This is a genomic window from Vulcaniibacterium tengchongense (genome assembly GCF_003814555.1).
GTDB lineage: Bacteria > Pseudomonadota > Gammaproteobacteria > Xanthomonadales > Xanthomonadaceae > Vulcaniibacterium > Vulcaniibacterium tengchongense.
In genome coordinates this window covers 136,328-162,144 of sequence record NZ_RKQN01000001.1, presented here as the reverse complement: position 1 = coordinate 162,144, position 25,817 = coordinate 136,328, and the positions used below count along the sequence as shown (strand labels likewise).

At 73.8% G+C, this 25,817-nt stretch carries 21 protein-coding genes and 1 riboswitch; of the genes, 12 read left to right on the top strand and 9 right to left on the bottom strand.

Annotated features, from left to right (window positions below):
- Window positions 1–39 precede the first annotated feature (39 nt).
- Entirely contained in the window at window positions 40–1,044 is a 1,005-nt protein-coding gene (locus EDC50_RS00740; RefSeq protein ID WP_123768570.1) for an alpha/beta fold hydrolase, read from the top strand.
- A gap of 93 nt (window positions 1,045–1,137) precedes the next feature.
- Here EDC50_RS00740 and EDC50_RS00735 read toward each other — a convergent pair whose 3' ends face one another.
- Both EDC50_RS00735 and EDC50_RS00730 read right to left on the bottom strand, forming a co-directional pair.
- Window positions 1,138–3,006 (bottom strand): S8 family peptidase, encoded by a 1,869-nt coding sequence (locus EDC50_RS00735; protein ID WP_123768569.1) that lies wholly within the window; start codon window positions 3,004–3,006, stop codon window positions 1,138–1,140.
- Window positions 3,007–3,179: 173 nt separating this feature from the next.
- Window positions 3,180–7,274, bottom strand: coding sequence for an ESPR-type extended signal peptide-containing protein (locus tag EDC50_RS00730; protein ID WP_123768568.1), 4,095 nt, complete (start codon window positions 7,272–7,274; stop codon window positions 3,180–3,182).
- Between the two features lie 368 nt (window positions 7,275–7,642).
- On the opposite strand from EDC50_RS00730, the gene EDC50_RS00725 reads away from it, so the two are divergent.
- Window positions 7,643–9,004, top strand: coding sequence for a sensor histidine kinase (locus tag EDC50_RS00725; protein WP_158635687.1), 1,362 nt, complete (start codon window positions 7,643–7,645; stop codon window positions 9,002–9,004).
- Between the two features lie 73 nt (window positions 9,005–9,077).
- On the opposite strand, the gene EDC50_RS00720 is transcribed toward EDC50_RS00725, so the two are convergent.
- The 4 genes from EDC50_RS00720 to metX form a co-directional block, all read right to left on the bottom strand.
- Window positions 9,078–9,776, bottom strand: coding sequence for a response regulator transcription factor (locus tag EDC50_RS00720; protein WP_242002998.1), 699 nt, complete (start codon window positions 9,774–9,776; stop codon window positions 9,078–9,080).
- Window positions 9,777–9,873: 97 nt separating this feature from the next.
- Complete coding sequence (locus EDC50_RS00715) at window positions 9,874–10,977, bottom strand: homoserine dehydrogenase family protein (protein ID WP_123768566.1); 1,104 nt, start codon at window positions 10,975–10,977, stop codon at window positions 9,874–9,876.
- The gene (locus EDC50_RS00710) at window positions 10,974–12,167 is read right to left on the bottom strand and encodes an O-succinylhomoserine (thiol)-lyase (RefSeq protein ID WP_123768565.1); all 1,194 of its coding nucleotides are present in this window, start codon (window positions 12,165–12,167) and stop codon (window positions 10,974–10,976) included. The genes EDC50_RS00715 and EDC50_RS00710 overlap by 4 nt, the downstream gene beginning before the upstream one ends.
- On the bottom strand, window positions 12,164–13,222 hold the full coding sequence (metX, locus tag EDC50_RS00705) for a homoserine O-succinyltransferase MetX (RefSeq protein WP_123768564.1): 1,059 nt from the start codon (window positions 13,220–13,222) through the stop codon (window positions 12,164–12,166). The genes EDC50_RS00710 and metX overlap by 4 nt, the downstream gene beginning before the upstream one ends.
- An 82-nt stretch (window positions 13,223–13,304) precedes the next feature.
- Window positions 13,305–13,431, bottom strand: a riboswitch (SAM riboswitch).
- Window positions 13,432–13,602: 171 nt separating this feature from the next.
- Between metX and EDC50_RS00700 the strand changes: the two genes are divergently transcribed.
- Both EDC50_RS00700 and EDC50_RS00695 read left to right on the top strand, forming a co-directional pair.
- Complete coding sequence (locus tag EDC50_RS00700) at window positions 13,603–14,646, top strand: NHL repeat-containing protein (protein ID WP_123768563.1); 1,044 nt, start codon at window positions 13,603–13,605, stop codon at window positions 14,644–14,646.
- A 5-nt stretch (window positions 14,647–14,651) separates the two neighbouring features.
- Window positions 14,652–15,569, top strand: coding sequence for a peptidoglycan DD-metalloendopeptidase family protein (locus EDC50_RS00695; RefSeq protein ID WP_123768562.1), 918 nt, complete (start codon window positions 14,652–14,654; stop codon window positions 15,567–15,569).
- 72 nt (window positions 15,570–15,641) lie between these two features.
- Here the strand turns inward: EDC50_RS00695 and EDC50_RS00690 are convergent, their stop codons facing one another.
- The gene (locus EDC50_RS00690) at window positions 15,642–16,727 is read right to left on the bottom strand and encodes an HDOD domain-containing protein (protein ID WP_123768561.1); all 1,086 of its coding nucleotides are present in this window, start codon (window positions 16,725–16,727) and stop codon (window positions 15,642–15,644) included.
- Window positions 16,728–17,015: 288 nt separating this feature from the next.
- On the opposite strand from EDC50_RS00690, the gene EDC50_RS00685 reads away from it, so the two are divergent.
- The 4 genes from EDC50_RS00685 to EDC50_RS00670 all read left to right on the top strand — a co-directional run bounded on the left by EDC50_RS00685 (window position 17,016) and on the right by EDC50_RS00670 (window position 21,762).
- Window positions 17,016–18,620, top strand: a complete 1,605-nt coding sequence (locus tag EDC50_RS00685) for a peptide chain release factor 3 (RefSeq protein WP_123768560.1) — start codon at window positions 17,016–17,018, stop codon at window positions 18,618–18,620.
- The gene (locus tag EDC50_RS00680; protein ID WP_199742077.1) at window positions 18,620–18,907 is read left to right on the top strand and encodes a DUF1294 domain-containing protein; all 288 of its coding nucleotides are present in this window, start codon (window positions 18,620–18,622) and stop codon (window positions 18,905–18,907) included. The genes EDC50_RS00685 and EDC50_RS00680 overlap by 1 nt, the downstream gene beginning before the upstream one ends.
- Window positions 18,908–19,023: 116 nt before the next feature.
- Entirely contained in the window at window positions 19,024–19,707 is a 684-nt protein-coding gene (gene trhA / locus EDC50_RS00675; protein ID WP_123768559.1) for a PAQR family membrane homeostasis protein TrhA, read from the top strand.
- A 123-nt stretch (window positions 19,708–19,830) separates the two neighbouring features.
- Window positions 19,831–21,762 (top strand): AsmA family protein, encoded by a 1,932-nt coding sequence (locus EDC50_RS00670; RefSeq protein ID WP_123768558.1) that lies wholly within the window; start codon window positions 19,831–19,833, stop codon window positions 21,760–21,762.
- An 83-nt stretch (window positions 21,763–21,845) separates the two neighbouring features.
- On the opposite strand, the gene EDC50_RS00665 is transcribed toward EDC50_RS00670, so the two are convergent.
- Window positions 21,846–22,274, bottom strand: a complete 429-nt coding sequence (locus EDC50_RS00665; RefSeq protein WP_123768557.1) for a CBS domain-containing protein — start codon at window positions 22,272–22,274, stop codon at window positions 21,846–21,848.
- Entirely contained in the window at window positions 22,234–23,250 is a 1,017-nt protein-coding gene (locus tag EDC50_RS00660; RefSeq protein WP_123768556.1) for a glycosyltransferase family 2 protein, read from the bottom strand. The genes EDC50_RS00665 and EDC50_RS00660 overlap by 41 nt, the downstream gene beginning before the upstream one ends.
- 66 nt (window positions 23,251–23,316) lie before the next feature.
- On the opposite strand from EDC50_RS00660, the gene EDC50_RS00655 reads away from it, so the two are divergent.
- From EDC50_RS00655 to arsB, 4 genes are all read left to right on the top strand, one after another.
- Entirely contained in the window at window positions 23,317–23,646 is a 330-nt protein-coding gene (locus tag EDC50_RS00655) for an ArsR/SmtB family transcription factor (protein ID WP_123768555.1), read from the top strand.
- A 1-nt stretch (window position 23,647) separates the two neighbouring features.
- Window positions 23,648–24,133, top strand: a complete 486-nt coding sequence (locus EDC50_RS00650) for an ArsI/CadI family heavy metal resistance metalloenzyme (protein WP_123768554.1) — start codon at window positions 23,648–23,650, stop codon at window positions 24,131–24,133.
- A gap of 96 nt (window positions 24,134–24,229) precedes the next feature.
- Complete coding sequence (locus EDC50_RS00645; RefSeq protein ID WP_123768553.1) at window positions 24,230–24,736, top strand: arsenate reductase ArsC; 507 nt, start codon at window positions 24,230–24,232, stop codon at window positions 24,734–24,736.
- Window positions 24,733–25,809 (top strand): ACR3 family arsenite efflux transporter, encoded by a 1,077-nt coding sequence (arsB, locus tag EDC50_RS00640; RefSeq protein WP_199742078.1) that lies wholly within the window; start codon window positions 24,733–24,735, stop codon window positions 25,807–25,809. The genes EDC50_RS00645 and arsB overlap by 4 nt, the downstream gene beginning before the upstream one ends.
- The last annotated feature ends 8 nt before the right edge of the window (window positions 25,810–25,817 follow it).

Below are 25,817 nucleotides of genomic sequence, written 5' to 3'. Positions count from 1 at the left end.
CGCTATCGTAGCCGCCCCACCCTGCAACGGAGCCTGACGATGCGCCTCACGCTTCTCGCCTCGATCCTTCTCCTCGCGCTGCCCACCGCGCGCGCCGCCGAGCCTGCGTCCGCGCGCTACGGCCTGGAACTGGAAGGCTTCGACTACCCGTATCCGGTGCAGCGCCATCGCTTCCAATCGCAGGGCCAGCCGCTGCAGATGGCCTACCTCGACGTGCGCCCGCAGCGGCCGAACGGCGAGACCGTGGTGCTGCTGCACGGCAAGAACTTCTGCGCGGCGACCTGGGAGGCGACGATCGCCGCGCTGCGCGAGGCCGGCTACCGGGTGATCGCGCCGGACCAGGTCGGCTTCTGCAAGTCCAGCAAGCCCGAGCGTTACCAGTTCAGCCTGCACCAGCTGGCCGCGAACACGCATGGCCTGTTGCGCTCGCTCGGCATCGAGCGCGCGCACGTCGTCGGCCATTCGATGGGCGGCATGCTGGCCACGCGCTACGCGCTGATGTACCCGCAGGCCACCGCGCAACTGCTGCTGGTCAATCCCATCGGACTGGAGGACTGGCAGGCCGAAGGCGTGCCGTGGATCAGCATCGACGACAACTATGCGCGCGAGCTGAAGACCGACTACGCATCGATCCGCAGATACCAGCAGAACAGCTACTACGACGGCCAATGGAAGCCCGAATACGACCGCTGGGCGCGGATGCTCGCGGGCCTGTACGCCGGGCCGGGCCGCGAGCGCGTGGCCTGGACCAGTGCGCTGACCTCGGACATGGTGTTCTCGCAGCCGGTGCTCTACGAATTCCCGCGCCTGCGCGTGCCGACCACCCTGCTGATCGGCCAGCGCGACCGCACCGTGGTCCGCGGCGACACCGCGCCGGCGGAGGTGCGGGCCCGGCTGGGCCAGTACCCGCAGCTCGGCAAGCGCACGGCCGCGGCGATCCCGGACGCCCGGCTGGTCGAATTCGCCGACCTCGGCCACTCGCCGCAGGTGGAGGCGCCGGAGCGGTTCAACGCGGCGTTGCTGGAAGCGTTGGCGACGCGCTGACGTCCGGAGCCCGCACCCGCACGGGTCGACGCGCGAAGGGCCCCTCTCCCCGGGCGGGAGAGGGACCGGCGCACGGGCCCGAGGGGGCGCGCGTCAGTAGACGGCCAGCACCGACACGTCGGCGAATGCCGTCTCGCCCACCACCAGCAGGTAGTACGTGCCTGCGGCGGGGGCGCGGATCACCACCGCTTCGCTGTTGCCGGGCTTGGCCGATTTGCGGTCGTAGTCGGCCGTGGTCGGCGTGCGCTCGAACGCGGTGTACAGGGAGACGTCGCCGCTGCCGCCGTAGGTGCGCAGGTTCAGGCTGGTCTTGCCGGCCGGCACGACGACCCTGAACAACAGCGCGTCGCCGGGGGCGCCGGCCAGGCCGGGCTGCGGCATGCGGTTGTCGATCGGGCTGCCCGGGTCGGCCGGGATGTCCTGGGTGGCGGCGTGGACGGCGGCGGCGGCATCGACGATGCCGGGGCCCTGCGCCTGGCCCGGCGGCGGCGCCACCGTCCACGGCGTGGCCGTGGCACGCAGGATCGACTTCACCTGCGCCGAAGTCAGCGCGGGTTTGCCCGCGGCGACCGCCGCGCTCTGCATCAGCGCGACCACGCCGGCGACGTGCGGGCTGGCCATCGAGGTGCCGATCATGCCGACGTAGCGGTCGCCCTCCGGGCTGGCGACCGGCGCTTGGGTGCCGGCATTGCCCAGCGACCAGATCCAGCGGTCGTCCGGATCGGAAACGCTGGTGGCGTTGCCGCCCGGCGCCGAAATGGCGACGTAGGGACCGAAGTTGGAATAGTACGAACGCGCGCCGTCGACGCCGCTGGCGCCCACGGTGATGACGTTCCTGCAGCTGGCCGGCGAGTAGTACGAGGCGTCGTCGCCGTCGTTGCCGGCCGCGACGACCACGATCGTGCCGCGGCCGACCGCGCTGTCGATGGCGTTCTGGGTGACCGCGTCGCTGCTGCAGGGCCCGTAGCCGCCGAGGCTCATGTTGATCACTTCGGCCGGAGTGGCGTTGTCCGGCACGCCGTCGACGCTGCCGCCCGAGGCCCACACGATGGCGTCGGCGATGTCGGAGGTGTAGCCGCCGCCGGTGCCGAGCACGCGCACCGGCTGCACCTTGGCGTTGAACGCCACGCCGGCCACGCCGAGGGCGTTGTCGGTCACCGCCGCGACGGTGCCGGCGACATGCGTGCCGTGGAACGAGCTCGGCGAACTGCCGCGCCAGTCGCCCGGGTCGTGGGCGTCGGCATCGCGGCCGTCGCCGTCGTTGGCGACCGCCGCGTCGGCGATGAAGTCATAGCCGGGGACGACGTTGGCGTCGAGATCCGCATGGTCCAGGTAGCCGGTATCGAGCACCGCCACGACCACGCCCTCGCCCGTCGCGACGTCCCACGCGGCCGGGGCCCGGATGCCGGTCGCGGAGTCGCGGTAGTGCCACTGGGCGCCGTAGAGGGGGTCGTTGGGAGCGAAGTCGAGCGGCTGCTTGATGTAATCCGGTTGCGCGTATTCGACGCTCGGGTCGGCGCGCAGCTGGGCCAACAGGGCGTCGGCCTCGGTTGGGCCCAGCTTGCGCGACAGGCGCACCAGATCGGCGCCGACGCCCAGACGGCGCACGTGCTGCACGCCCAGCACGGCACGGCTGCCGTCGGGCTGGAGCGCAAGGCCGGCCACGCCGGCGCGCGTCGCGGCGGCGTTCACCGCCGCCAGCAGCGCATCCGGACTGCGCGCGGCGACGGCGCCGCTGCGGTACTTGACGATGAAGCGGTCGAAGCTGGCCTGCTTCGCCAAGGGGGCGGGCATGACCTTGCGGCCGGCCGGGGCTGCGCCCGCCGCCGTGCCGGCGCTCGCCCGGACGCCGGTCGTCGCCGGCGGGACGCCGCGATCGGCGGTGGCGGCAAAAGCGGACAGCGCGGCGATCACCGCGGTGGTCAGCGTGCCGGTGCAGAGAATGCGCGTGCTCTTCTTCATTGTGCTTCTACTCCCCGAGGATCGGTGGTGGAGCGAAAGGCGCCGGGGCCGCATCGGGGGATGCAGCGCCCGACGCCTTTCGCGAACTTTCCAGTGGCCATTCCCGCGCCGGGACCCCGGCGGCGCCGAAACGGGCCGCCGGATCCCGCCGCGCGCGGATGGCGCGATGACGGTTACAGGTCGATGCCGAAGCCGATGCCCGCCGAACGCTCGTCGCTGCTGAACGCACCGCCGATGCTCAGGGAGGCGCGATCGCCGACCGACTTCGAGTACCCCACGGACAGCGCGCTCTCGCCGTTCTGCCAGCCGGCGCCCACGGCGATGCGGCCGCGCGGACTGCGCGAATTGGCGGCGTTGATCGACATGTTCATCATTGCCGCGCTCATCGCGCCCTGGCGGTCGATGCGCTCGTCCTGCTTGCCCAGGCGGACGCCGATTTCGTCGCGCAGGCCGGTGAACTCGTCGGCCAACGCCTGGTAGCGGCTGTCCGTGTAGGCGTTCGCCCGGTTCAACGTCTGCGTCGCGGTGGTATCGGTGTAGGCGTGGGCCGAGGCCAGCGTCGCCGCGTCGCCGGCCTGCATCTGGCCGACGTTGGCGGCGTCGGTCGCCGCGGTGCCGGCGGCGACGTGGCTCACGCGACGCTCGTTGCCGGCGCTGCCGACCGAGACCGTGTTCGCCTCGTTCGCGACCGAGCCCTGGCCGATCGCCACCGCGCCCTCGGCGGTGACCGCGGCGCCCTGGCCGATCGCGGTGCCGGAGGCCGCGGCCACGTGGCTGTCGGCGCCCACCGCGACGGCGTTGGTCGCGGCGGTGCCGACCGCGCTGTTGTTGCCGACCGCGGTGCTGCCGTCGGCGCCGACCACCGCCCCGTTGCCGATCGCGGTGTCGCGCGCATCGGCGGCGACGCTGCCTTCGCCGATCGCGAGTCCGTCGCCACCGCCCATCGGCGGCCCGCCGCCGGGGCCGTTGCCGCCCGCCGCCTCGAGCGCGTCCACGCGGCCGGTCAGGCCGGTCAACGCGCTGTCCAGCGCACCGAGCGCGTCGCCGACGTTGCCGTACTTGCCGCCCTGGATCAGGTAGCTCGGCGCGTTCCACATCCCGTCCGCCCCCATCGCGCTGCCGCCGCCCAGCGCGGAGGCGACCGACGACAGTTGCCCGACGTTGGCTGCCTGGTCGGCCCGCGTGCCGGCCTTGAGGTTGCCGATCGTGGTGCCTTCGCCGCCGCCGAGGGTGATCGCCTCCTTGGTGCCGGCGTCGTCGTACTTCACCGCGGCGGCGTCGAGATCGCCCACCTCGCCGCCGACGCCGGCGATCGCCGCATCGAGTTGCCGCTTGTTGACCGCGTCGGTCGCCTCGGTGCCGTCGGCGACGTGGGTGATCTGCCGGTTGAGGCCCCAGCCGTTGCCGACCGATACGGTGTTGTCGCGGTCGGCCACCGAATCGGCGCCCAAGGCCACCGAGTTGGCGCTCCAGACGGCGGCGCGCGCGCCGAGCGCGACCGCCTCCGCGCCCGACGCATTGGCATAGGCACCCAGCGCGGTGCTGTAGGCCTCGTTGGCCTGCGCCCCGGCGCCCGCCGCCGTGCTGTAGTCCAGCTGGGCGCTGGCGCCCGCGCCGATCGCGGTGCTGTTGGCGCCCCATGCGCCGGTGTTGCGTTCGAGGCACATGAAGCCGGTGCAATGCATCGTCGTCCCCACCGCCACCGCACTGGGGCCGCCGGCCGAGGTCAGCGTGCCGATCGACACCGCATCCTGGGCGTACGCACCCGCCATGCCGCCCAGGGCGATGCTGCGGTGACCGCCGGTGTCCCACGGGTTGGTCTGGACGCCGATGGCGATCGAGTATTCGCCTGCGGCGCGCGCGTCATTGCCGATCGCCAACGCGAAGTCGCCGAGCGCCTGCGCATTCACGCCGTAGGCCGAGCTGGCCCAGCCGGCGGCGTTGCTCAGCGCGCCGGTGGCGGTGCCGTAGCTGCTGGCCGCGCTGTCGGCGCCGACCGCGACCCCGGCCACGCCCTGGGCCAGGCCGTTGCGGCCGATCGCGATCGCGTCCCCGGCCAGCGCCTGGCTGCCTTCGCCGTTCGCCACCGAGGCGTTGCCCGCGGCCACGCTGCCGTAACCGCTGGCGAGGCTGCGCTCGCCCAGCGCGTTGGCGCCGGCGCCGAACGCCGACGCGCCGGCGCCCAGCGCGAGGCTGCTGCCGCCGACCGCCGTCGCGTGGTCGCCCTCGGCAGCGCTCTGGAAACCGTAGGCGCTGCTTTCCACGCCGTTGGCGACGCTGTTGGCGCCGGCCGCCGTGGCGTGCTCGCCGGCGGCGACGGCGTAGTCGCTGCCGTCGCCCGCGCCGTCCGCATCGGCGTAGCCGGTGACCGCGTCCAGCTGCGCCTTGTTGACCGCATCGGTGGCCTCGGTACCGGCGGCGACGTTGGTGATCTGCCGTTCTCTGCCGGCGGCTCCGACCGAGACGGTGTTCTCGCGGTCCGCCACCGAGCGGAAGCCCAGCGCCACCGCGCCTTCGGCGGTGGCCGCGCTGAGCGTGCCGATCGCGGCGCTGTGGTCGCCCCTCGCTTCGGCGGCGGCGCCCAGGCCCATCGCGCCGGTGCCTTCGACGTAGGTGCTCTTGAAGATGATCTCGGAGTCGACCAGGCCGGCGTAGGTGCCGCCGATCGCCATCGAGAAATCGCCCGCCACGGCGGAGTAGACCCCCAGCGCGATCGAGTTCTGCGCCCCGGCCCGGACGCCGGAGAAGCTGCCGATCGCGATCGACTGCAACGCGCCGTTGCCGACCGAGGCCAGCAGGCCCATGGCGATGCCGCCGTCGGCATCGCTGCCGACCCGGCTCAACGTGCCGAAAACCAGTGCGCCGTTCGAAAGGGCGCTGACGTTGTTGCCGAGCGCGAGGCTGGACACGCCGCTGGCCTGGGCCGCGTTGCCGATGGCGGTACTGCCGTCGCCCGCGGCCAGGCTGCCGTAACCGATCGCGGTGGCCTGCGCGCCCAACGCGTTGGTGCCGGCGCCCAGCGCGGTCGCTCCCTGGCCCAGCGCCAGGCTGCCGCTGCCCACGGCCGTCGCGTGGTCGGCGTCGGCGTGGCTCTGGTAGCCGTAGGCGCTGCTTTCCACCCCGTTGGCGACGCTGTCGGCGCCGGTGGCGGTGCTGTTCTCGCCCGCGGCGATGCTCATGGCGCCCGCGGCGGTGGCATTCGTCGCCAGGGCCTGCGCCTGGCCGCCCAGCGCCACCGCGCCGTCGCCGGCCGCGGCCGCCCGGTAGCCCAGCGCGGTCGCGTGCTGACCGCGGGCGAATGTGGCCTCGCCCGGGCCGAGCGCGCCGTCGCCGTCCAGGTCGACGCCGGCACCACCGCCGAGCGCGACGCTGCCCGTGCCGATCGCGGTCGAGTAGTAGCCGGAAGCGAGCGCATGGTCGCCATCCGCCCAGCTCCAACCGCCCAGGCTCATCGCGCCCTCGCCCAGTGCGAAGGCCTCGCCGCCCAGAGCCACGCCGAACGGGCTGGCCACGATGGAATGGGCGCCCAGGGCGACGCCGGCCTCGCCGTTCATGCCGGCGATCGCGCCGAAGCCGCCGACCAGGCTGCCGTTGCCGTAGGCGCTGGCGCTGGCGCCCACCGCCGTCGCGCCGGTGCCGTAGACCTCGCTGGCCGCGCCGATCGCGGTGGCGGCCTGCTCGGCTTCGACCAGGGACGAGGCGCCGATCGCGATATTGCCCAGGCCGTTGATGAAGGCATCCGTGCCGAAGACCTTCGCGCTCTGACCGATGGCCACGGTCGCGTCGCCGAAGGCCGCCGCGCCCTGGCCGAACGCGCTCGCGCCGATGCCATGGGCGATGGCCTCGGAGCCTATCGCGGTGGCGGCGTTGCCGGCCGCGTTGCTGCCGCGGCCCGCGGCCAATGCCCCCTCGCCCGCCACGACCGGCGCATCGCTGCCGTCGCCGGCGCCGTCGGCGAGGAAATAGCCGTCGCCGGTCACCGCGCGGGTGCCAATGCCGCCGCTGGCCTGCTCGAACACGGCGCAGTCGATCGGCCGGGTCGATTCGCCGTCATGCACGGTGCAGGCCTCACCCTCGCGTTCGATGGTGAGCTGCTGTGCGTGCAGCGGCGGCGCCGCCATCAGGCCGCAGGCGAGCGGGACGACCCCCAGCGCCGCCGCCGAGGCGCGGCGGCGCGCGCGCTTCTTGCCCCGTGCCGAGGCAAGCTCCGAGGCGACCACCACGGTCTGCTTGGCGTGGCTCCACACACGGCTGAAAATCTTGTTCATCGAACCTCTCCAACTCACTCGCGTTTCTGAAAGCGAAACGACGCCCACCGGCCCGGAACGACCGGAGCCGGCCGCTGCCGCTGCATCGCATCGGATGGAATTGCTTGTGTCCCGGGGCAGACTTCCCCGACCGCGGCGGATACCCCTGGAACGGTGCGCGGTTGATCCCGACCGTAAGCGGCGGCCGCGAGGCTTGTCACGCTCGCGCCTCTCACCGGAAACTCACCGGAAACTCACCGCGAGGGCCCGGCTCCCGAGCCCGCATGCCGCGAGGACCGACGCCAGGCGCCTGTGCCACCCGGTCCGGACCGCCGCGGGAGCGAAGGGCGGACGCCCGCCTCGCCCACGGCCCCGGACGCACGCCACGCATGTTGAAGACGATCGAAACCTGGCTTCGCGACGCACCGGTCAGCGACGACGTGGATCGCCGCAATGCGCCGGTGATGCAGTTGCTGTTGTTTTTCTACGGCATCGCCCTGCCTTGCAGCTGGGCCTGGCACCTGTCGTCGCGATCGATCCCGCCGGGCTGGGGCATCGTTCTGGCGCTGGACATGGCCACCGCCGCGCTCGCCCTGGCCAGCGTCGCGATGATCCGGTGCGGGCATTTCCGCCCGGCGATCAAGCTGTTCCTCGGCGCGCTGCTGGCGTCGATGGCCTTGGCCTACCACAAGCTCGGCACGCAGGCGCAACTGATCGACCAGACGCCCATGATCCTGGTCCTGGCGATCGGCGGCCTGGTGCTCGGCCGGCGCGCGCTGTGGATGGTGTATGCGCTGGTGATGGCCGTGTTCGGCATCGGCTTCATCACCGATGCGCACAACACCGCGCAGGGGCCGCAGTGGATACGCCGCGCGCTCAACAACGCGCCGGCGGTGGCGGTGAGCTACCTCATCATCGCGATCGTCCTGGACCGCACGATCGCCGCGCTGCGCGAGAGCCTGGCCGAATCCAACGCGCGCGGCCGCGAACTGCAGCGCCAGATGGCCGAGCGCGAACGCGCGCAATCGCAGCTGGTCCACGCGCAGAAGCTGGAGGCGAGCGGGCGCCTGGCCAACGGCGTGGCCCACGACTTCAACAACATCCTCGGCGTGATCCAGGGATTCGCCGCGCAGCGGCATGGCGCGCTCGACGCCGGCGACGATGCCCGGCGCGTCGCCTTGCTGGTCGACGCGCTGGAGGGGGTGGAAGAAGCGGCCGGCCGCGGGATCGCGCTCACCCGCAAGCTGCTCGGCTTCAGCCGGAACGACGCGTTGCGGATCGAGACCTTCGACGCGGCGTCGGCGCTGGCCGACCTCAAGCCGCTGTTGCGCCAGCTGTTCCCGCCCTCGGTCGCCCTGGAGTTGCCGGCGCCGGGCGATACCGCGCCGCTCGACGTGCGGCTGGACCGCAGCGAGTTCGAGCTGATGGTCCTCAACATCGCCGCCAATGCGCGCGACGCGATGCCCGACGGCGGCCGCTTCCGCGCCGGCGTCTCGGCGGCGGCCGGCGGCATGGTCCGGATCGCGCTGAGCGACAGCGGTTGCGGCATGGGCGAGGACGTGCGGCGCCGCGTCTTCGAGCCGTTCTTCAGCACCAAGCCCGCCGCGGTGGGCACCGGCCTCGGGTTGTCGGTGGTGCACGACCTGGTCAAGACACTGGGAGGCGACATCCAGGTCGACAGCGCGCCGGGGCAAGGGACGACGGTCATGGTCTGGTTGCCCTCGCCCGAGCCCCTTGCCGCGGGCAGGTGAGGGGCCTGGCGCTGGAGCGACCGCCCCGGGCCCCGCCCGCCGGCGGGAGGCGTGGGCCGGAAGGCGAAAGGCCTCAGCGCGCCTCCCCGAGCACGTACCCCTGGCCATGCACCGCGACCAGCGGCAAGGGCTCGCCGCAGGCATCGGCGACCTTGCGGCGCAGGCGGTAGAGCAGCGAGTCGAGCCGGTGGGGATCGAAATCGAACACGTCGTCGGTCAGCGCCGCGATCAGCTGGTCGCGCATGACCAGTTGCCCCGGGGTACGGACCAGGCGTTCCACCACGCGTCGCTCGGTCCGGGTCAAGGCCACGGTGCGGCCGGCCGGGGACACCAGGCACCAGCCATTGCCGCCCAGGTGCCAGCCCTGGGGCCCGGCCGCGGGCGCGGCGCCGCGCAGGCGCCGCGCCAGGCTGTGCAGCGTCGCCGCCAGCAACTCGATCTCGACCGGCTTGGCCAGGTAGGCATCGGCGCCGACGCTGAGGCCGCGCACGCGATCGGGCGTCTCGCCGCGCCCGGTCAGCATGACGATGCCGAGATCCGGCCGCGCCGCGTGGATTTCGCAGGCGATGTCGAAGCCGTTGCCGTCGGGCAGGCCGACATCGAGCACGACGACGTCGAACTCGCCCTGTTTCAGCCGTTCGCGCAACGCGGCCGCGGTTTCCACGCCGAACGCGGCGAAGCCGAAGTTGGCGAGCCCGGGCAACAGGACGCGCTGGCGCAGCGTCGCGTCGTCTTCCAGCAGCAGCACGCGCAGAGCGCCTTCGGTCTCCACCACTCACCTCGTCCGGCCCGGTGCGAGCAGGCCGAGGATGGTAGCGAGCCGCGCCGGCGCGCGAAAATGAAGGTTCTTCGAAATCCCGCTGCGGGAATCAGCGCCGGGCCAGGCGCAGCGCGTCGTCGAGCAACGCCGCGGCGGTGACCTCGGCGCCGGCGCCGGGGCCCTGGATGGCCAGCGGCTGCTCGCGGTAGCGGTCGGACCAGATCGCGACGCGGTTGTCGGTGCCGGCGCCGCCGGCCAGCGGGTGCTCCGGCGGCAGCGTTTCGAGCCCCACGCGGGCGCGGCCGTGCTCGAAACGCGCGACGAAGCGCAGCTTCCCGCCGTGCTTGTAGGCATCGGCATAGCGCTCGCGCAGCGGCGCGTCGAGCGCGGGCAAGGCGGCGTCGAGCGCCTCGCGCGACAGGATCGCCAACTCCGGCGGCACCAGCGAGGCGACCTCGACCTCGCCGCTTTCCAGCTCGTGGCCCGCCGCGCGCGCCAGGATCAGCAGCTTGCGCCGCACGTCCTCGCCGGACAGGTCGTCGCGCGGGTCGGGTTCGGTGTAGCCGGCATCGCGCGCCTGCCGCAGCAGCGCCGAGAACGGGCGCATGCCGTCGTAGCGATGGAACAGCCACGCCAGCGAGCCGGAGAGCACGCCGGCGATGGCGTGGATGCGGTCGCCGCCGGCGCGCAGTTCGCGCAGGCTGCGCAGCAACGGCAGGCCGGCGCCGACCGTGGCGCTGTCGCCGTAGCCCGCGCCGCCCGCGGCGGCGGCGCGGCGGATCTCGCGCCAGCGCGCCAGGCTCGTGCCCTGGCCGATCTTGCACGCGGTGACCACGTGGATGCCTTGGGCCAGCCAGCGCGGATGGCAGTCGGCCACCGCTTCGCTGGCGGTGGCGTCGATCACGATGCGCGCGCCGCTTCCCTGCAGCGCCTCGGCCACCGCCTCCAGCCGGCTCGGCTGCGGCGCCAGCACCAGGCGCCGCGACGCCTCTTCCGCGCCCAGCCCGGCGCGCTCGCCGGCGGCGTGGCGCGAATTGGCCACGTGCACCAGGCTCAGGCGCTCGCCGAGCGGCGTGCCGCGCCAGCCGGCCAGCCGCGCCAGCACGGCCTTGCCCACGGTGCCGGTGCCGAGCAGGGCCACGCGCGCCGGCGCCGCCTGCGGCGCGGGCCGCGGTGGGGATGCGAGCGCGGGATCGGCCGCCGCCGCGCTCATCGTTTGCCCGCCTCGGCCGCGACCGCGGTCGCGCGTTCCGCGCGCGCCAGCGCCGCCTCGATGTCGGCGACCAGGTCGTCGACGTGTTCGATGCCGACCGACAGCCGCAGCAACCCGTCGCCGATGCCCGCCGCGGCGCGCGCTTCGGCCGGCATCGCCGCGTGGGTCATGCTGGCCGGGTGCGCGACCAGGCTCTCCACCCCGCCCAGCGATTCGGCCAGGGTGAAGCACTGCAGCCCGTCGAGGAACGCGCGCACCGCCGGCACGCCGCCGTCCAGCTCGACGCTGAGCATCGCGCCGAAGCCGTGCTGCTGGCGCGCCGCCAGCGCATGGCCCGGGTGCGAGGCCAGCCCCGGGTAGTGCACCGCGCGCACCGCCGGATGCGCGTCGAGCAACGCCGCCAGCGCCCGCGCGTTCTCCTGGTGCACGCGCAGCCGCGCATCCAGCGTGCGCAGCCCCCGCAAAGTGAGAAAACTGTCGAACGGCGAGCCGGTCAGGCCGAGCGCGTTGGCCCACCAGACCAGTTGTTCGTGATGCCGCGCATCGCGCGCGACCACCGCGCCGCCGACCACGTCGCTGTGGCCGTTGACGTACTTGGTGGTCGAATGCACGACGACGTCGGCGCCGAACTCGATCGGCCGCTGCAGCGCCGGCGACAGGAAGGTGTTGTCGACCACCGCGAGCGCGCCCTTCGCGTGCGCGGCCTCGATCACGAAGCGCAGGTCGGTGATGCGCAGCAGCGGGTTGGACGGGGTTTCGATCCACACCACCGCCGGCGCGGCCGCCAGCGCCTCGGTCAGCGCGCGCGGATCGGTGAGGTCGGCGGTGACCAGCTCGAACGCGTGCTTCCTCGCCAGCGCGTTGAACAGGCGCCAGCTGCCGCCGTAGCAGTCGTGCGGCACCAGCAGGCGCCGGCCCGGCTCGAGCAGCGCATTCAACACCAGGGCGATCGCGGCCATGCCGGTGGCGGTGACCACGCCGCCGGCGCCGCCTTCCAGTTCGGCGAGCGCCTCGCCGAGCAGGTCGCGGGTGGGATTGCCGCTGCGGGTGTAGTCGTACTGCCGCTTCTGCTCGAAGCCGGCGAAGCTGAAGTTCGACGACAGCACGATCGGCGGGGTGACCGCGCCGAACGCGGCGTCGCGGTCGATGCCGGCGCGGACCGCCGCGGTGCAGGGCTTGCGCCGGCTCATGCCGCCGCCTCCGTACAGTCGTCCAGCGCTTCCCCGAGCACCGCGGCGATCGCCTGCTCCTCCTTGAGGAAGGCGTCGTGGCCGTACAGCGAGCGCAGCACGCGCAGGCGGGTCTCGCCGCGCAGGCGTTCGACCAGGTCGTAGGCCTCGCTCGGCGGCACCAGGCGGTCCTCGGCCACGGTCACCACGGTGACCGGCAGGCGGATCGCGCCCGGGTCGACGTCCTGCAGGTCGATCGATTCGGACAGGCGCAGGTAGGCGGTGGGCGAAGTGCGCTCGACGTAGCGCGCGCCGCAGTGGTCGAGGTAGTCCTCGGCGCCGACCCGCACCCGGCCGTCGCTGACCCGGGCGGCGCCGAAGCGCTCGGCGAACTCTTCCGGGGTGCGGTAGCTGAGGATCGCCAGCTGCCGCGCCAGCGCCAGGCCGTGGGTCTCGTCGCACTGCAGCGCGCCGAGCGCGACCGCGCGCCGCTGCAGCGCGCGCCAGGCGCTGGCGTAGGGATGGGCGCGGTGCGCGCCGCTGATCGCGACCAGCTGGCGCAGGCGGCGGCCGTGGCGCGCGGCGAACTGCAGCCCCACCATCGCGCCGTAGGAGCAGCCGACGAAGGCGTCCAGTCCGGCGACGCCGAGCACATCCAGCAGCGCGGCGATCGCGTCGGCCTGGTCGGCCGGGTCCAGCGGCGCGTCCAGCGCGCCGTCGGCGCCCAGCCAGTCGAACGCGATCAGCCGGTGGCGGCGCGGATCGAGCGCGCGGCCGGCGCCGACCTGCTGCGGCCACCAGCCGGGTTCCGGGAACGCCGCGCTCGCGGCCAGGTGCCGGTGCGCGGAGATGCCGCCGGCGACGAAGATCGCCGGCAGGCGCGCCTCGCCGAGGATCTCGTAGCGCAGGCGCAGCGTGCGGCGGCCGGCATGGCGCAGCGCGAGTTCGAGTTCGAGCTCGCCGCGCCGGGCGCGGAACGCGGCGGGGCCGGAAGCGGCGAGTGCGGCGGCGGCGGGCGCGAGGGCGTCGCGCGGTGCGGCGAATTCGGCAGGGGTAGCGGCGTTGGCGAGGCTCATCGTGGGCATCCGGTGTGACGGGGCCATCGAGCCTGCGAGTCGCCGAGCGCACTCCCGCGCCGGGGAGGAGGAATGCGCAACGCAACCATCTTCCGACCGGCCGAAGCCCGTCGCAGGAATTGGCACCTTCGCTCCGCGGCACTCGCATGCCGCGTCGCTGGGTTGCCCCGGCTTCGTAGGGCCTGTCCCTCAGCCGGTCTCGATGGATGCGGCCAGTCTGCCGGCGGCCGCGACCGATGTCAATCGCTTCATCCGCATATAGCGATTTATTATTTCGGCGCTTGCGTCGCGCGGAGCGGCCGCGGCGCGCACGCGACCGGCGTCGCCTCGCCGCGTCCGCGGGAAAGGACCCGCGGAGCGCATCGCATAAACTCCCGCCCATGACCCTGCGCGCCTTCGCCGTTTCGCTGCTCGCGGCCGTGCTCCCGGCCTGCACCAGCGCGCCGCCCGCCCCGCCTGCGCCTTCCGCGGACGGCCCGCGCGAGGTGCTCGAGCGCTACGTGTCCGCGGCGCAGCCGGAGGCGCTCGGCGCGCTCGCGACCTGGCCGGCCGAGGACGGCGGCGCCTGGCTGATCGCCGCCGCGCCGGCGGCCGACCGCCTGCTCGTGTTCGATGCCGACAGCGGCGCGCGCCTGCGCACGGTCGGCGCGCGCGGCCGGGGGCCGGGCCGGTTCCTGCGTCCGGCAGGCGTGGCGGCGTTCGGCGAGCGCCTGTTCGTGGCCGAGCGCGGCAACCGCCGCGTGCAGGTGCTGGGCCTGCCGGACTTCGCCCCGCTCGGCAGCTTCGGCGAGGCCGAGCTGCACGCCCCGGATGCGCTCTGGGTCGACGAGACCGCGCCGGACGAACTGCGGGTCTACGTCGTCGACGCCGACGCGCCGGAGGCCGGGCCCGGTCGCCGCGTGCACCGCTACGTGCTCGGCTTCGACGAGGACGGCCGCGCGCGCGCGCGCCACCTCGGCGCGTTCGGCGACCGCGGGACCGCGGCGCTGCGCGGCGCCGCGGCGATCGCCGGCGACGATGCGTCCGGACGCCTGCTGCTCGCCGACGCGGGCGCGCACGGCACCGCCCTGCGCGCCTACCGCTTCGATGGCGGCGACGCGCGCGGCGCGGCGCCGGCTCTGGACGGCGCGGCCGCGGGCCTGGCGCTGTGGGCCTGCCCGGACGGGAGCGGCTACTGGATCGCGGCCGAGCGCCGCGCCGCGCGCACCGGGTTCCGCCTGTTCGACCGCGCCGCGCTGGCGCCGCGCGGCGGCTTCCGCGGCGAAACCGTCGCCGGCACCGGCGCCATCGCCGTGCACGCCGCGGCGACCGCGGCCTTCCCGTTCGGCGCGCTGTTCGCGGTGCACGACGACCATGCCGTGGCCGCGTTCGACCTGGCCGAAGTCGCGCGCGTGCTGGACCTGCCGCCCGGCTGCCTCGACTGAAGCCCATGCGCGCACGCACTTTCGCCTGGACGCTCGGGGCGGCGCTGGCGACGGCCGCGTCCGCCGCCGGCGCGGCCAAGGTCTACCGCTGGACCGACCGCAACGGCGTCACCCATTACGGCGACCACGTGCCCGACGCGCCGCCGGCCGCGGTGCAGGCGATCCCGGTGCAGGCCGAGCCCGGCGCGATCGCGCGGCTGCGCCTGGAGCAGGACGGCGAACGCTACCTGGCCTGGGCCGACAACCGCCTCGCCGGGCCGGTCGAGGTCGAACTCGGCTTCGCCCGCAGCCACAACTTCGCCTCGCGCCCGAGCCTGCCGGCGCGCGCCACCGTGCCGGCACGCGGCAGCGCGCTGGTCGCGGTGCTGGGCCTGGCCGATCCGGACAGCGGCGGCGACTTCGAACTGGCGCTGACCGGCACCCCCGGCGACCCGGCCGCGCGCGCGCGCGACGTCGAGTACCTGCTGCCGCTGCGGCAGGCGGACTTCCGCATCGACCAGGGCTACGGCGGCCATTTCAGCCACGCCGATCCGCAGAACCGCTACGCGGTGGACTTCGCCGCGGCGGTCGGCACGCCGGTGCTGGCCGCGCGCGAGGGCACGGTGATGCAGGTCGAATCCGACTTCGACCAGGCCGGGCTCAACCGCGAGCGCTACGGCGGCCGCGCCAACTTCGTGCGCATCCTGCACGACGACGGCAGCATGGCCCTGTACGCCCACCTCAACGCCGACAACGGCGTGCTGGTGCGGGTCGGCCAGCGCGTGCGCGCCGGCCAGCAGATCGGCCTGTCCGGCAACACCGGCTTCAGCACCGGCCCGCACCTGCATTTCGCGGTGCAGGTCAACCGCGGCATGCGCCTGGAGTCGGTCCCGTTCCGGATGGCCGGCCCGCGCGGGCCGCTGCGGATCGCCGGCGGACGCTGAGCGGGAAACGGGGCGTCGGCAACGGGAGACGGGGTGATGCCCCGTGGCCCTCGCTCCTCGCCGCCCGCTCCTTCAGGCGGCTTCCTGCGCCGGCGGCTCCACCATGTCGCGCCACTGCGGCAGGCGGTCGATCATGCCGACCGAGCGCAGGTAGGCCTCGTCCACCGGCGTGCCGGCGACCAGCGCCGCGGCGACGTGCACCGCGCCGGCGACCCAGAAGCCGGTCGAGCGCAGCCGCGCCGGGCGGTGGTGGTAGGCGACGCCCTCGACGATCGGCATCGGCAAGCCCCACAGGCCGAGCAGGTACGCGCCCGCTTCGGCGTAGTGCGGCCCGGCATCGCCCTCCTGCGCCGCGACGCCCGGCAGCAGCCGGCCGACCTCGGCCAGCAGCCCCGCGGTCGCGGCCAGTTCGGCGCTGGGGCCGGCGAGCAGCCGCCGCGCCAGCCTGGAGGTGCGCAGCGCGCGGTCCTGCATCGCCGCGCGGTCGACGCCGCCGCCGAACTGCGGCGCGTGGAAGGTCTCGCTGGCCAGCACCAGCCGCAGCAGCGCCTGGTGGCCGAGCCGGGTCACCGCGGCGCGGATGTCGGTGGTTTCGCGGCCGCCGGAGAAATACGCCGAATTGCACAGCCGCAGCACCTTGGCGACGATCGCCGGGTCCTGCGACAGGGTCTGCGCGATCGCCGCGTTGCTGGCGTCCGGGTCGCGCAGCAGCCGGGTGAGCTCCAGGTACAGCCGCGGCGGCGGCGGCAGCGAGCCGATCCGGCCGATCGCCTGCTTGAGCTCGTCGCCGTCGAGCATCTGCCGCAGGTCGGCGACGCTCTCCACCGCCTCGATCAGCTCCTCCGCCCGCAGCGGCCGCGACAGCAGCCGGTGCGCGCAATCCAGCCCCTGCAGCAGGGCGGCGTCGCGGTCCTCCAGCAGCAGCACGCGCACCGCCTGCGGGTACAGCGCCGCCAGCTGGGCCAGCAGCACCGGGCCGGGCAAGGGGCCGGCCTGCATGCCGGCGACGAACACGTCGATGACGGCGTCGGCCGGCAGGTTCAGCGCCTGCGCCGGATCGGCCAGCCACTGCGCCTGCCAGTCCAGGCCGAAATCGGCCAAGGCCTGCTCGAACGCGCCGGCCTGGCCGACGTCCTCGCCCACGATCACGATGCGCACTGCCACCTCTCCGGAAAGCCACGGTTCCTGAGCCGATAGCGGCCGCGCCCGGCCGCGCTTTAGCCCCGGGCCGGCGCGGCACGCACGAACTGCGGCGCGCCGCACACTTCGTGCGCTCCCGGCGCGTCGGCGCGCCGGTCCAGGGCGCCGGCGCCGCGCCTCGGCGGCGGTGCGCACCGGCCACGCCAGGGCCTGCGGACGGCGGCCGCAGCGCAGGCGGTATAATGCCCGGCTTCCCCAAGCCTCCCGCCCGCGGGCCTTCCGTCCGGCCGCCGCGCGCCCCTCGCCATGTCCGACGTCGCCACCGAAGCCGCCCGCCGCCGCACCTTCGCGATCATCTCGCACCCCGACGCGGGCAAGACCACGCTGACCGAGAAGCTGCTGCTGTTCGGCGGGGCGATCCAGATGGCCGGCTCGGTGAAGGGCCGCAAGGCCGCGCGCCATGCGACGTCCGACTGGATGGCGCTGGAGAAGGAGCGCGGCATCTCGGTCACCAGCTCGGTGATGCAGTTCCCGTACGAGGGCCGCATCGTCAACCTGCTCGACACCCCGGGCCACGCCGACTTCGGCGAGGACACCTACCGCGTGCTGACCGCGGTCGACTCCGCGCTGATGGTGATCGACGTCGCCAAGGGCGTCGAGGAGCGCACGATCAAGCTGATGGAGGTGTGCCGCCTGCGCGACACGCCGATCATGACCTTCATCAACAAGCTCGACCGCGAAGGCAAGGACCCGATCGAGCTGCTGGACGAGGTCGAGAGCGTGCTGAAGATCCAGTGCGCGCCGATCACCTGGCCGATCGGCATGGGCCAGCGGCTCAAGGGCGTGGTCCACCTGCTCACCGGCGAGGTGCACCTGTACGAGCCCGGGCGCAACTTCACCCGGCAGGATTCGACCATCTTCGCGTCGATCGACGACCCGGCGCTGGCCGAACGCATCGGCGAACAGACGCTGGCCGAGTTGCGCGAGCAGCTGGAGCTGGTCGAGGGCGCCTCGCACCCGTTCGACCCGGACGCCTACCTGCGCGGCCGGCAGACGCCGGTGTTCTTCGGCTCGGCGGTGAACAACTTCGGCGTGCAGCTGCTGCTGGACTTCTTCGTCGAGCACGCGCCCGCGCCCAAGCCGCGCGCGACCACCGGCCGCGAGGTGCAGCCGACCGAACACAGGCTCACCGGCTTCGTGTTCAAGATCCAGGCCAACATGGATCCGCAGCACCGCGACCGGGTGGCGTTCATGCGCGTCTGCTCCGGCGAGTTCAAGGCGGGAATGAAGGCCTTCCACGTGCGCAGCGGCAAGGAGCTGAAGCTGGCCAACGCGCTGACCTTCATGGCCTCCGACCGCGAGATCGCCGAGAGCGCGTTCCCGGGCGACGTGATCGGCATCCACAACCACGGCACGATCTCGATCGGCGACAGCTTCACCGAGGGCGAGGCGCTGAGCTTCGTCGGCATCCCCAACTTCGCGCCGGAGCTGTTCCGCCGCGCGCGCCTGCGCGACCCGCTCAAGCTGAAGCAGCTGCAGAAGGGCCTGGCGCAGCTGTCGGAGGAAGGCGCCACCCAGTTCTTCCGCCCGCTGATGAGCAACGACCTGATCCTCGGCGCGGTCGGCGTGCTGCAGTTCGACGTGGTCGCCTACCGGCTGAAGGACGAGTACGGCGTCGACGCGACGTTCGAGCCGGTGCAGGTGGCCACCGCGCGCTGGATCCGCTGCGACGATCCGAAGAAGCTCGAGGAGTTCCGCGACAAGCACGCGCCGAACCTCGCGCTCGATGCGGCCGGCGAGCTGGTCTACCTCGCCCCGACCCGGGTCAACCTGCAACTGGCCGAGGAACGCGCGCCGGCGGTGCGCTTCCTGGCCACCCGCGAGCACGCGCACGCGGTGGAGATCGCCTGATGCTGGAAGCGATCCTCGCCTGGCTGCTGGTCGCCAACGTGCTGGCCTTCGCCGTGTACGGCTACGACAAGGCGATGGCGCGCCGCGGCGCGGCGCGGGTGCCGGAGAACTCGCTGCTCGGCCTGGCCGCGGTCGGCGGCTCCGCCGGCGCCTGGCTGGCGATGCGCGCGTTCCGCCACAAGACCGAGAAGCGCGGCTTCCGCGTCGCGTTCTGGGCCATCGTCGCCGTGCAGCTCGCCGCGCTGGGCGCGTGGGCGGCCTGGTGGCTGGGACTGTTCGGCCGATAGCGGCCTCCTGCGGGCGCACGGCGCAGGGCACGGCCGAGCGCGCGCGATCCGGTCGGCGCCGTGCCGTCGGGCGCCCGCCCGCCGCCCGCCATCGATGCGCTACGATGCCGTTCCGTATGGACAGCGCTCGTTCGCTCGCGACCTCCTCCGCGCCGCCGCCGCACCCGGGCGGCGCGTCGCCGCGCGAGGAGTTCGCCAACGCGCTCACCCACGGCCTCGGTGCGGCCGCTGCGCTGGCCGGCGGGACGGTGCTGGTCGCGCTGGCGGCCCGCTCGGGCGACGGCTGGCGCCTGGCCGGGGCGATCGTGTTCGGGCTGTGCCTGCTGCTGCTCTACCTCGCTTCGACCCTGTATCACGCGGTGCCGCACCCGCGCGCCAAGGCGCGGCTGAAAGTCTGCGACCACTGCGCGATCTACCTGCTGATCGCCGGCACCTACACGCCGTTCACCCTGGTCGGGCTGCGCGGGCCGTGGGGCTGGGGCCTGTTCGCCGCGATCTGGACCCTGGCGTTGGCCGGCGTCGCGTTCAAGCTGTTCTTCACCGGCCGCTTCAAGCGGCTGTCCACCGCGATCTACATCGCGATGGGCTGGCTGGTGGTCGTCGCGATCGAGCCGCTGCTCGACGCGCTCGACGGCTGGACCTTCGGCTGGCTGCTCGCCGGCGGCGTGTTCTACACGCTCGGCACGGTGTTCTACCACCGGCCGTCGCTGCCCTACTCGCACGCGATCTGGCACCTGTTCGTGGTCGCCGGCAGCGCCTGCCACTACGTCGCCGTGCTGGCCCAGATGCTGCCGGCCTGAATCGGCCCCAACGCATTCACCGCCGTTTGACCGGCGGCGGACGATGGTGGGGGCCGACCCCGCCGGCCGTGCCTCCCGTCGTGCCCCGGCGGCGCGGCGACGGCCCCGAACCCCATGCCGGACATGCCGCGCCACGCCAGCCCCGCTTCCGCCGCCGGACCGCCGCGGCGCTTCGTCCGCCGCCATCCGTGGCTGGCCGCGCTGGCGCTGCTGCTGGTGGCGGTCGCGGTGCTGATCGCGCTCTGGGACTGGAACTGGTTCCGCGGGCCGGTGGAGCGCGCGGTGCACGCGAGCACCGGACGCAGCTTCGACATCGGCGGCGATCTCGACGTCGACCTCGGCTGGACCCCGCGGATCTCGGCGGAACGGGTGCGCTTCGGCAACGCCGCCTGGGCGCGCGAGCCGACCATGGCCGCGGCCGAGCGCGTCGACCTGCGCCTCGAGCTGGGCGCCCTGCTGCGCGGGCGCGCGGTGGTGCCGGAGTTGCGCCTGCGCCGGCCGACCGTGCTGCTCGAGATCGACCCGGCCAGCGGCGCCGGCAATTGGGCGTTCGGCGAGCGCGGCGGCGAAAGCCGCGTGCGCCTGCGCAGCCTGTGGGTCGACCAGGGCCGGCTGCGTTTCGTCGACCCGCGTCGGCGCACCGACATCCGCGTCGGCCTGGCCAGCGAGCGTGTCCGCGGCGGCCCGGCGCCGGTGCGGATCGCCGGCGGCGGGCTCTGGCGCGGCAGCGCGTTCCGCCTGAGCGGCGTCGCCGCCTCGCCGCTGGGCCTGCGCGATGCCGACGCGCCCTACCGCATCGACCTGCGCGCCCGCGCCGGCCGCACCCGGGCGCACGCGCGCGGCACGCTGTTCGATCCGCTGCGCCTGCGCCACTTCGATCTGCAATTCGCGCTGTCCGGCCAGGACCTGGCCGAGCTGTATCCGCTGGTCGGCCTGGCCCTGCCGCCGACGCCGCGGTACGCGCTCGACGGCCGCCTCCGCCGCGAGAACACGCTGTGGCGCTATTCCGGCTTCCGCGGCCGGGTCGGCGACAGCGACCTGTCCGGCGAAGCCGGCATCGAGACCGGCGGCGCGCGCCCGTACTTCCGCGCCGACCTGCATTCGCGGCTGCTCGATTTCGACGACCTCGCCGGCCTGGTCGGCGCGCCGCCCGACGTCGGCGACGACGCGAGCGCGGCCGCGCGCGAGCGCCGCGACGGCCGCGTGCTGCCGGACACGCCGTACGAACTGGAGAAGCTGCGCGCGATGGACGCCGACGTGCGCCTGCGCGCGGCGCGGATCCAGGCCCCGAAGCTGCCGCTGGACGACATGGACGCGCACCTGCTGCTGGAGAACGGCCTGCTGCGGCTGGACCCGCTGGACTTCGGCGTGGCCGGCGGGCGGCTGCGCTCCACCGTGCGGATGGACGCGCGCGGCGCGCCGATCCGCACCGCGGTGCAGGCCGAGGCGCGCGGCATGGACCTGTCGCGGCTGCTGCCGCAGGTGCAGCTGATGCGCAACGCGGTCGGCAAGGCCGGCGGCCGCGTCGACCTGCGCGGCACCGGCAACTCGATCGCGGCGATGCTCGGCAGCAGCGACGGCGAGGTCGCGCTCGGCATGGGCCCCGGCCGGATCAGCAACCTGCTGATGGAGATGGCCGGCATCGACCTGGCCGAGATCCTCAAGTTCAAGCTCGCCGGCGACCGGATGATCCCGGTGCGCTGCGCGTTCGCCGATTTCGCCGTCGCCGACGGCGCGATGACCGCGCGCTCGCTGGCGTTCGACAGCACCGACACCATCCTGATCGGCGCCGGCACGATCGGCCTGCGCGACGAGACGCTCGACCTCACCATCCGCCCGCGGCCGAAGGACCGCAGCCTGCTCGCGCTGCGCACGCCGCTGCGCGTCGACGGCACCTTCGCCAAGCCGCGGGTGCGGCCGGACCTGGGCGCGCTCGGCCTGCGCGGCGCGGTCGCGCTCGGCCTCGGCAGCATCGCCCCGCCCGCCGCGCTGCTGGCGACGCTGGAACTCGGCCCCGGCCAGGACGCCGCCTGTGGCGGGCGCTATGCGCGGTGATCCGCGGCGCGGCCTGCGGCCGGGCCGCGAGCCGGACCGGCCGCCCGGCGCGACCAGGGACGGGACCGGCCGGCGAACGCGCCTCAGCTGGCGATGTAGCGCTGCAACTGCGCCAGCTCCACCTGCTGGTCCTCGATCACCGCCTTGACCAGGTCGCCGATCGACACCACGCCGATCACCTCGCCGCGGTGCATCACCGGGAGATGGCGGATGCGCTGCTCGGTCACCACCTGCATGCAGTGGTCGACGGTGTCGTCCAGGCCCACCGTGATCACCTCCGGGGTCATGATCGTGCGCACCGGCGTGTCCGACGAGGACCGCCCCTGCAGCACGATCTTCCGCGCGTAGTCGCGCTCGGACATGATCCCCGCCAGCCGCCCCTCCTGCATCACCAGCAACGCGCCGATGCGCTTCTCGGCCATCAGCCGGATCGCCTCGATGACCGGCTCGTCGGGACCGATCGCGTAGACCTCAGACGCTTTCGCTTCGAGCAGTTGCCGCACGGTGCGCATGGACCACTCCTTCCGCTGCCGGGGACCCCGAGGATACTCCCGCCGCGGGCAGCCAGGTGTCGACGAGATACAGCGGCCGCTGCTTGGCCTCGTCGTACAGCCGGCCCAGGTATTCGCCGATCATGCCCAGCGCGATCAGCTGCACGCCGCCGAGGAACAGCACCACCGCCATCAGGCTCGGCCAGCCGGCGACGGGGTCGCCCCACAGCAGCGCCTTCGCCACCACCCACACGCCGTAGGCGAAGGCGGTCAGCGCGGTCAGCAGGCCGAGGTAGGTCGCCAGCCGCAGCGGCGCGGTCGAGAAGCTGGTGATGCCTTCCAGGGCGAAGTTCCACAGCCGCCAGAAGTTGAACTTGCTGCGCCCGGCCGCGCGCGGGTGGCGATGGTAGGGGATGGCCACGCGGTTGAAGCCGACCCAGCCGAACAGCCCCTTCATGAAGCGGTGGCGCTCGCGCAACTGGCGCAGCGCCGCCAGCGCGCGCGGCGAGAGCAGGCGGAAGTCGCCGGTGTCGGCGGGGATCGGCGTCTTCGACAGCCGCCCGATCACCCGGTAGAACGCATGCGCGGTCGCGCGCTTGACCCAGCCTTCGCCCTCGCGCTCGATGCGGGTGCCGTAAACGTCGTCGTGGCCCTCGCGCCATTTGGCGACGAACTGCGGGATCAGCTCCGGCGGATCCTGGCCATCGGCGTCGAGGATCACCGCCGCGCCCGTTTCCACCCGGTCGAGCCCGGCGGTCAGCGCCAGCTCCTTGCCGAAATTGCGCGACAGCCGCAGCAGGGCGATGCGGGGGTCGGCCCGCGCCAGCCGCCGCAGCACCTCCCAGGTGCCGTCGGTGCTGCCGTCGTCGACGTACAGCACGCGCGCCTCCAGGTCGGGCAGCGCCTCCAGCGCGGCGGCGATGCGCGGCTGCAGCAACGGCAGGCTCTCGGCCTCGTTGTAGGCGGCGACGACGACGGTGAGGCATTCCTTGTGCATCGACAGATGGTAGCCGCTGCGCACGGTCCGCTTGCCGTAATTCTATATTTCTGGAAACATGGAATTATGAAGACCGAAGACGCCCTCGACGCCCTGCGCGCCCTCGGCCAGGAGCACCGCCTCGCCGCCTTCCGCGCCCTGGTCCAGGCCGGCCCGGCGGGGCTGGCCGTGGGCGAGCTGCGCGAACGGGTCGGCGTGCCCCCGGCCACCCTGACCGCGCATCTGAACGTGCTGCGCGGCGCCGGCCTGGTCGCGGACGAGCGCGAAGGCCGCTCGATCCGGGTGCGCGCCGACTTCGCGCGCATGGACGCCCTGCTCGCCTACCTCACCGAGAACTGCTGCGGCGGCGCGCCCTGCCCGCCCGGCTCCCTCCCCACCGGCCGCCGGAGTTGCTGACATGCCCGCGCATCGCTTCCACGTCCATCTCCGCGTCGCCGACCTCGACGCCAACGTGCGCTTCTACTCGACCCTGTTCGGCGCCGGGCCGAGCGTGCGCAAGGCCGACTACGCCAAGTGGCTGCTCGACGATCCGGGGCTCAACTTCGCGATCTCCAGCCACGCGCACGACGCCGTTGGTCTTGCCCACCTCGGCCTGCAGGCGAACGGCGCCGAGGCGCTCGGCGCCCTCGGCGCACGCCTGCGCGCCGCCGATGCGGTGGCGCTCGCCGAACGCGCGGCGACCTGCTGCTACGCGCGCTCGGACAAGTTCTGGGCCGAGGATCCGCAGGGCCTGCGCTGGGAAGCCTTCCACACCCACGGCGAGGCCGCGACCTACCACGCGCCGGACGCCGATCCCGCGCCCGCGGCCTGCTGCGGCCCATCCGCCGCGCCGCCCGCCGCCGCGGCGACCGCGTGCCGCACGCCGACGGCCGGTTGCGGCTGACCTCGCGCCCGCTCCACGCCGGCGACGCCACCCGCCGCGCTTGCGCGCTCGCGCTTCACGCCGGATACCGCCTTCGTTCCGTCCGCCAGCCTCGCCATGACCGACACCGCCAAGACCTACAACGTGCTGTTCCTGTGCACCGGCAATTCCGCGCGCAGCGTGATGGCCGAAGCCCTGCTCGAGATGCTCGGCCAGGGCCGCTTCCGCGCCTACAGCGCCGGCAGCCGGCCGAGCGGCCGGGTGCAGCCGATGGCGGCCGAGCTCGCCGCGCAGTTGGGCTACGACGCGCGCCGGCTGCGCAGCAAGAGCTGGGACGAATTCGCCGGCCCCGATGCCACGCGGATGGACCTGGTGATCACGGTGTGCGACGACGCCGCCGGCGAAGCCTGCCCGGTCTGGCCCGGCGGTCCGGTCACGGCGCACTGGGGCGTGGACGACCCGGCCGCGGTCGAAGGCGACGAAGCCGCGCGCCGCCAGGCCTATTTCGCCGCCTTCGCCGCGCTGCGCCGCCGGGTCGAACTGCTGGTGGCGCTGCCGCTGGACAAGCTCGATCGCCTGGCCGCGCAGCAGCGCATCCGCGCGATCGGCGAGCCGCCGGCATGAGCGCGTCCGCCGTCGCCGCCGCGCCCGCCCGGATCGGCTTCTTCGAGCGCTGGCTGAGCCTGTGGGTGGCGCTGTGCATCGTCGCCGGCATCGCCCTGGGGCGGGCGTTCCCGGACGCGTTCGCGGCGCTCGGCGCGGCCGAGGCCGCCCGGGTCAACCTGCCGGTGGCGGGGCTGGTCTGGCTGATGATCGTGCCGATGCTGGTGAAGATCGACTTCGCCGCGCTGCGCGAAGTCGGCGCGCACTGGAAGGGCGCGGGCGTGACCGTGTTCGTCAACTGGGCGGTCAAGCCGTTCTCGATGGCGCTGCTGGCGTGGCTGTTCGTCTCGGTGCTGTTCCGGCCGTGGCTGCCGGCGGAGCAGGTCCCGTCCTACGTCGCCGGGCTGATCCTGCTCGCGGCCGCGCCGTGCACCGCGATGGTGTTCGTCTGGAGCGGCCTGTGCCGCGGCGAGCCGCACTTCACCCTGGCCCAGGTCGCGCTCAACGACGTGGTCATGCTGGTCGCGTTCGCACCGATCGTCGGCCTGCTGCTGGGCCTGTCCGAGGTGGCGATTCCGTACCGCACCCTGCTGCTTTCGGTGCTGCTGTACATCCTCGTGCCGATCGCGATCGCGCAGGCATTGCGCCGGCTCCTGCTCGCGCGCGGCGGGCCCGCCCTGCTCGATGCCGCGCTGGCGCGGTTCGCGCCGGTGGCGCTGGCGGCGCTGCTGGCCACGCTGGTGCTGCTGTTCGGCTTCCAGGGCGAGGTCATCGTCGAACGGCCGCGGGTCATCGCGCTGCTGGCGGTGCCGATCCTGATCCAGGTCTACTTCAACGCCGGCCTGGCCTACTGGCTCAACCGCCGGCTCGGCGTCGCCCACTGCGTGGCCGCGCCGAGTGCGTTGATCGGCGCCAGCAACTTCTTCGAACTGGCGGTGGCCGCCGCGATCGGCCTGTTCGGGCTGAAGTCCGGCGCCGCCCTGGCGACCGTGGTCGGCGTGCTGATCGAGGTGCCGGTGATGCTGTCGGTCGTGCGCCTGGTCGAACGCAGCCGCGGCTGGTACGAGCGCGGGCGCGCGGCTGCGGCGCCGTGACTTGCCGC

Bases quoted from the DNA above. Each gene is read 5' to 3' on its own strand.
- EDC50_RS00740 (WP_123768570.1), top strand. From the start codon at position 40: ATGCGCCTCACGCTTCTCGCCTCGATCCTTCTCCTCGCGCTGCCCACC.
- EDC50_RS00735 (WP_123768569.1), bottom strand. From the start codon at position 3,006: ATGAAGAAGAGCACGCGCATTCTCTGCACCGGCACGCTGACCACCGCG.
- EDC50_RS00730 (WP_123768568.1), bottom strand. From the start codon at position 7,274: ATGAACAAGATTTTCAGCCGTGTGTGGAGCCACGCCAAGCAGACCGTG.
- EDC50_RS00725 (WP_158635687.1), top strand. From the start codon at position 7,643: ATGTTGAAGACGATCGAAACCTGGCTTCGCGACGCACCGGTCAGCGAC.
- EDC50_RS00715 (WP_123768566.1), bottom strand. From the start codon at position 10,977: ATGAGCGCGGCGGCGGCCGATCCCGCGCTCGCATCCCCACCGCGGCCC.
- EDC50_RS00710 (WP_123768565.1), bottom strand. From the start codon at position 12,167: ATGAGCCGGCGCAAGCCCTGCACCGCGGCGGTCCGCGCCGGCATCGAC.
- metX (WP_123768564.1), bottom strand. From the start codon at position 13,222: ATGAGCCTCGCCAACGCCGCTACCCCTGCCGAATTCGCCGCACCGCGC.
- EDC50_RS00700 (WP_123768563.1), top strand. From the start codon at position 13,603: ATGACCCTGCGCGCCTTCGCCGTTTCGCTGCTCGCGGCCGTGCTCCCG.
- EDC50_RS00695 (WP_123768562.1), top strand. From the start codon at position 14,652: ATGCGCGCACGCACTTTCGCCTGGACGCTCGGGGCGGCGCTGGCGACG.
- EDC50_RS00685 (WP_123768560.1), top strand. From the start codon at position 17,016: ATGTCCGACGTCGCCACCGAAGCCGCCCGCCGCCGCACCTTCGCGATC.
- EDC50_RS00680 (WP_199742077.1), top strand. From the start codon at position 18,620: ATGCTGGAAGCGATCCTCGCCTGGCTGCTGGTCGCCAACGTGCTGGCC.
- trhA (WP_123768559.1), top strand. From the start codon at position 19,024: ATGGACAGCGCTCGTTCGCTCGCGACCTCCTCCGCGCCGCCGCCGCAC.
- EDC50_RS00670 (WP_123768558.1), top strand. From the start codon at position 19,831: ATGCCGCGCCACGCCAGCCCCGCTTCCGCCGCCGGACCGCCGCGGCGC.
- EDC50_RS00665 (WP_123768557.1), bottom strand. From the start codon at position 22,274: ATGCGCACCGTGCGGCAACTGCTCGAAGCGAAAGCGTCTGAGGTCTAC.
- EDC50_RS00660 (WP_123768556.1), bottom strand. From the start codon at position 23,250: ATGCACAAGGAATGCCTCACCGTCGTCGTCGCCGCCTACAACGAGGCC.
- EDC50_RS00655 (WP_123768555.1), top strand. From the start codon at position 23,317: ATGAAGACCGAAGACGCCCTCGACGCCCTGCGCGCCCTCGGCCAGGAG.
- EDC50_RS00650 (WP_123768554.1), top strand. From the start codon at position 23,648: ATGCCCGCGCATCGCTTCCACGTCCATCTCCGCGTCGCCGACCTCGAC.
- EDC50_RS00645 (WP_123768553.1), top strand. From the start codon at position 24,230: ATGACCGACACCGCCAAGACCTACAACGTGCTGTTCCTGTGCACCGGC.
- arsB (WP_199742078.1), top strand. From the start codon at position 24,733: ATGAGCGCGTCCGCCGTCGCCGCCGCGCCCGCCCGGATCGGCTTCTTC.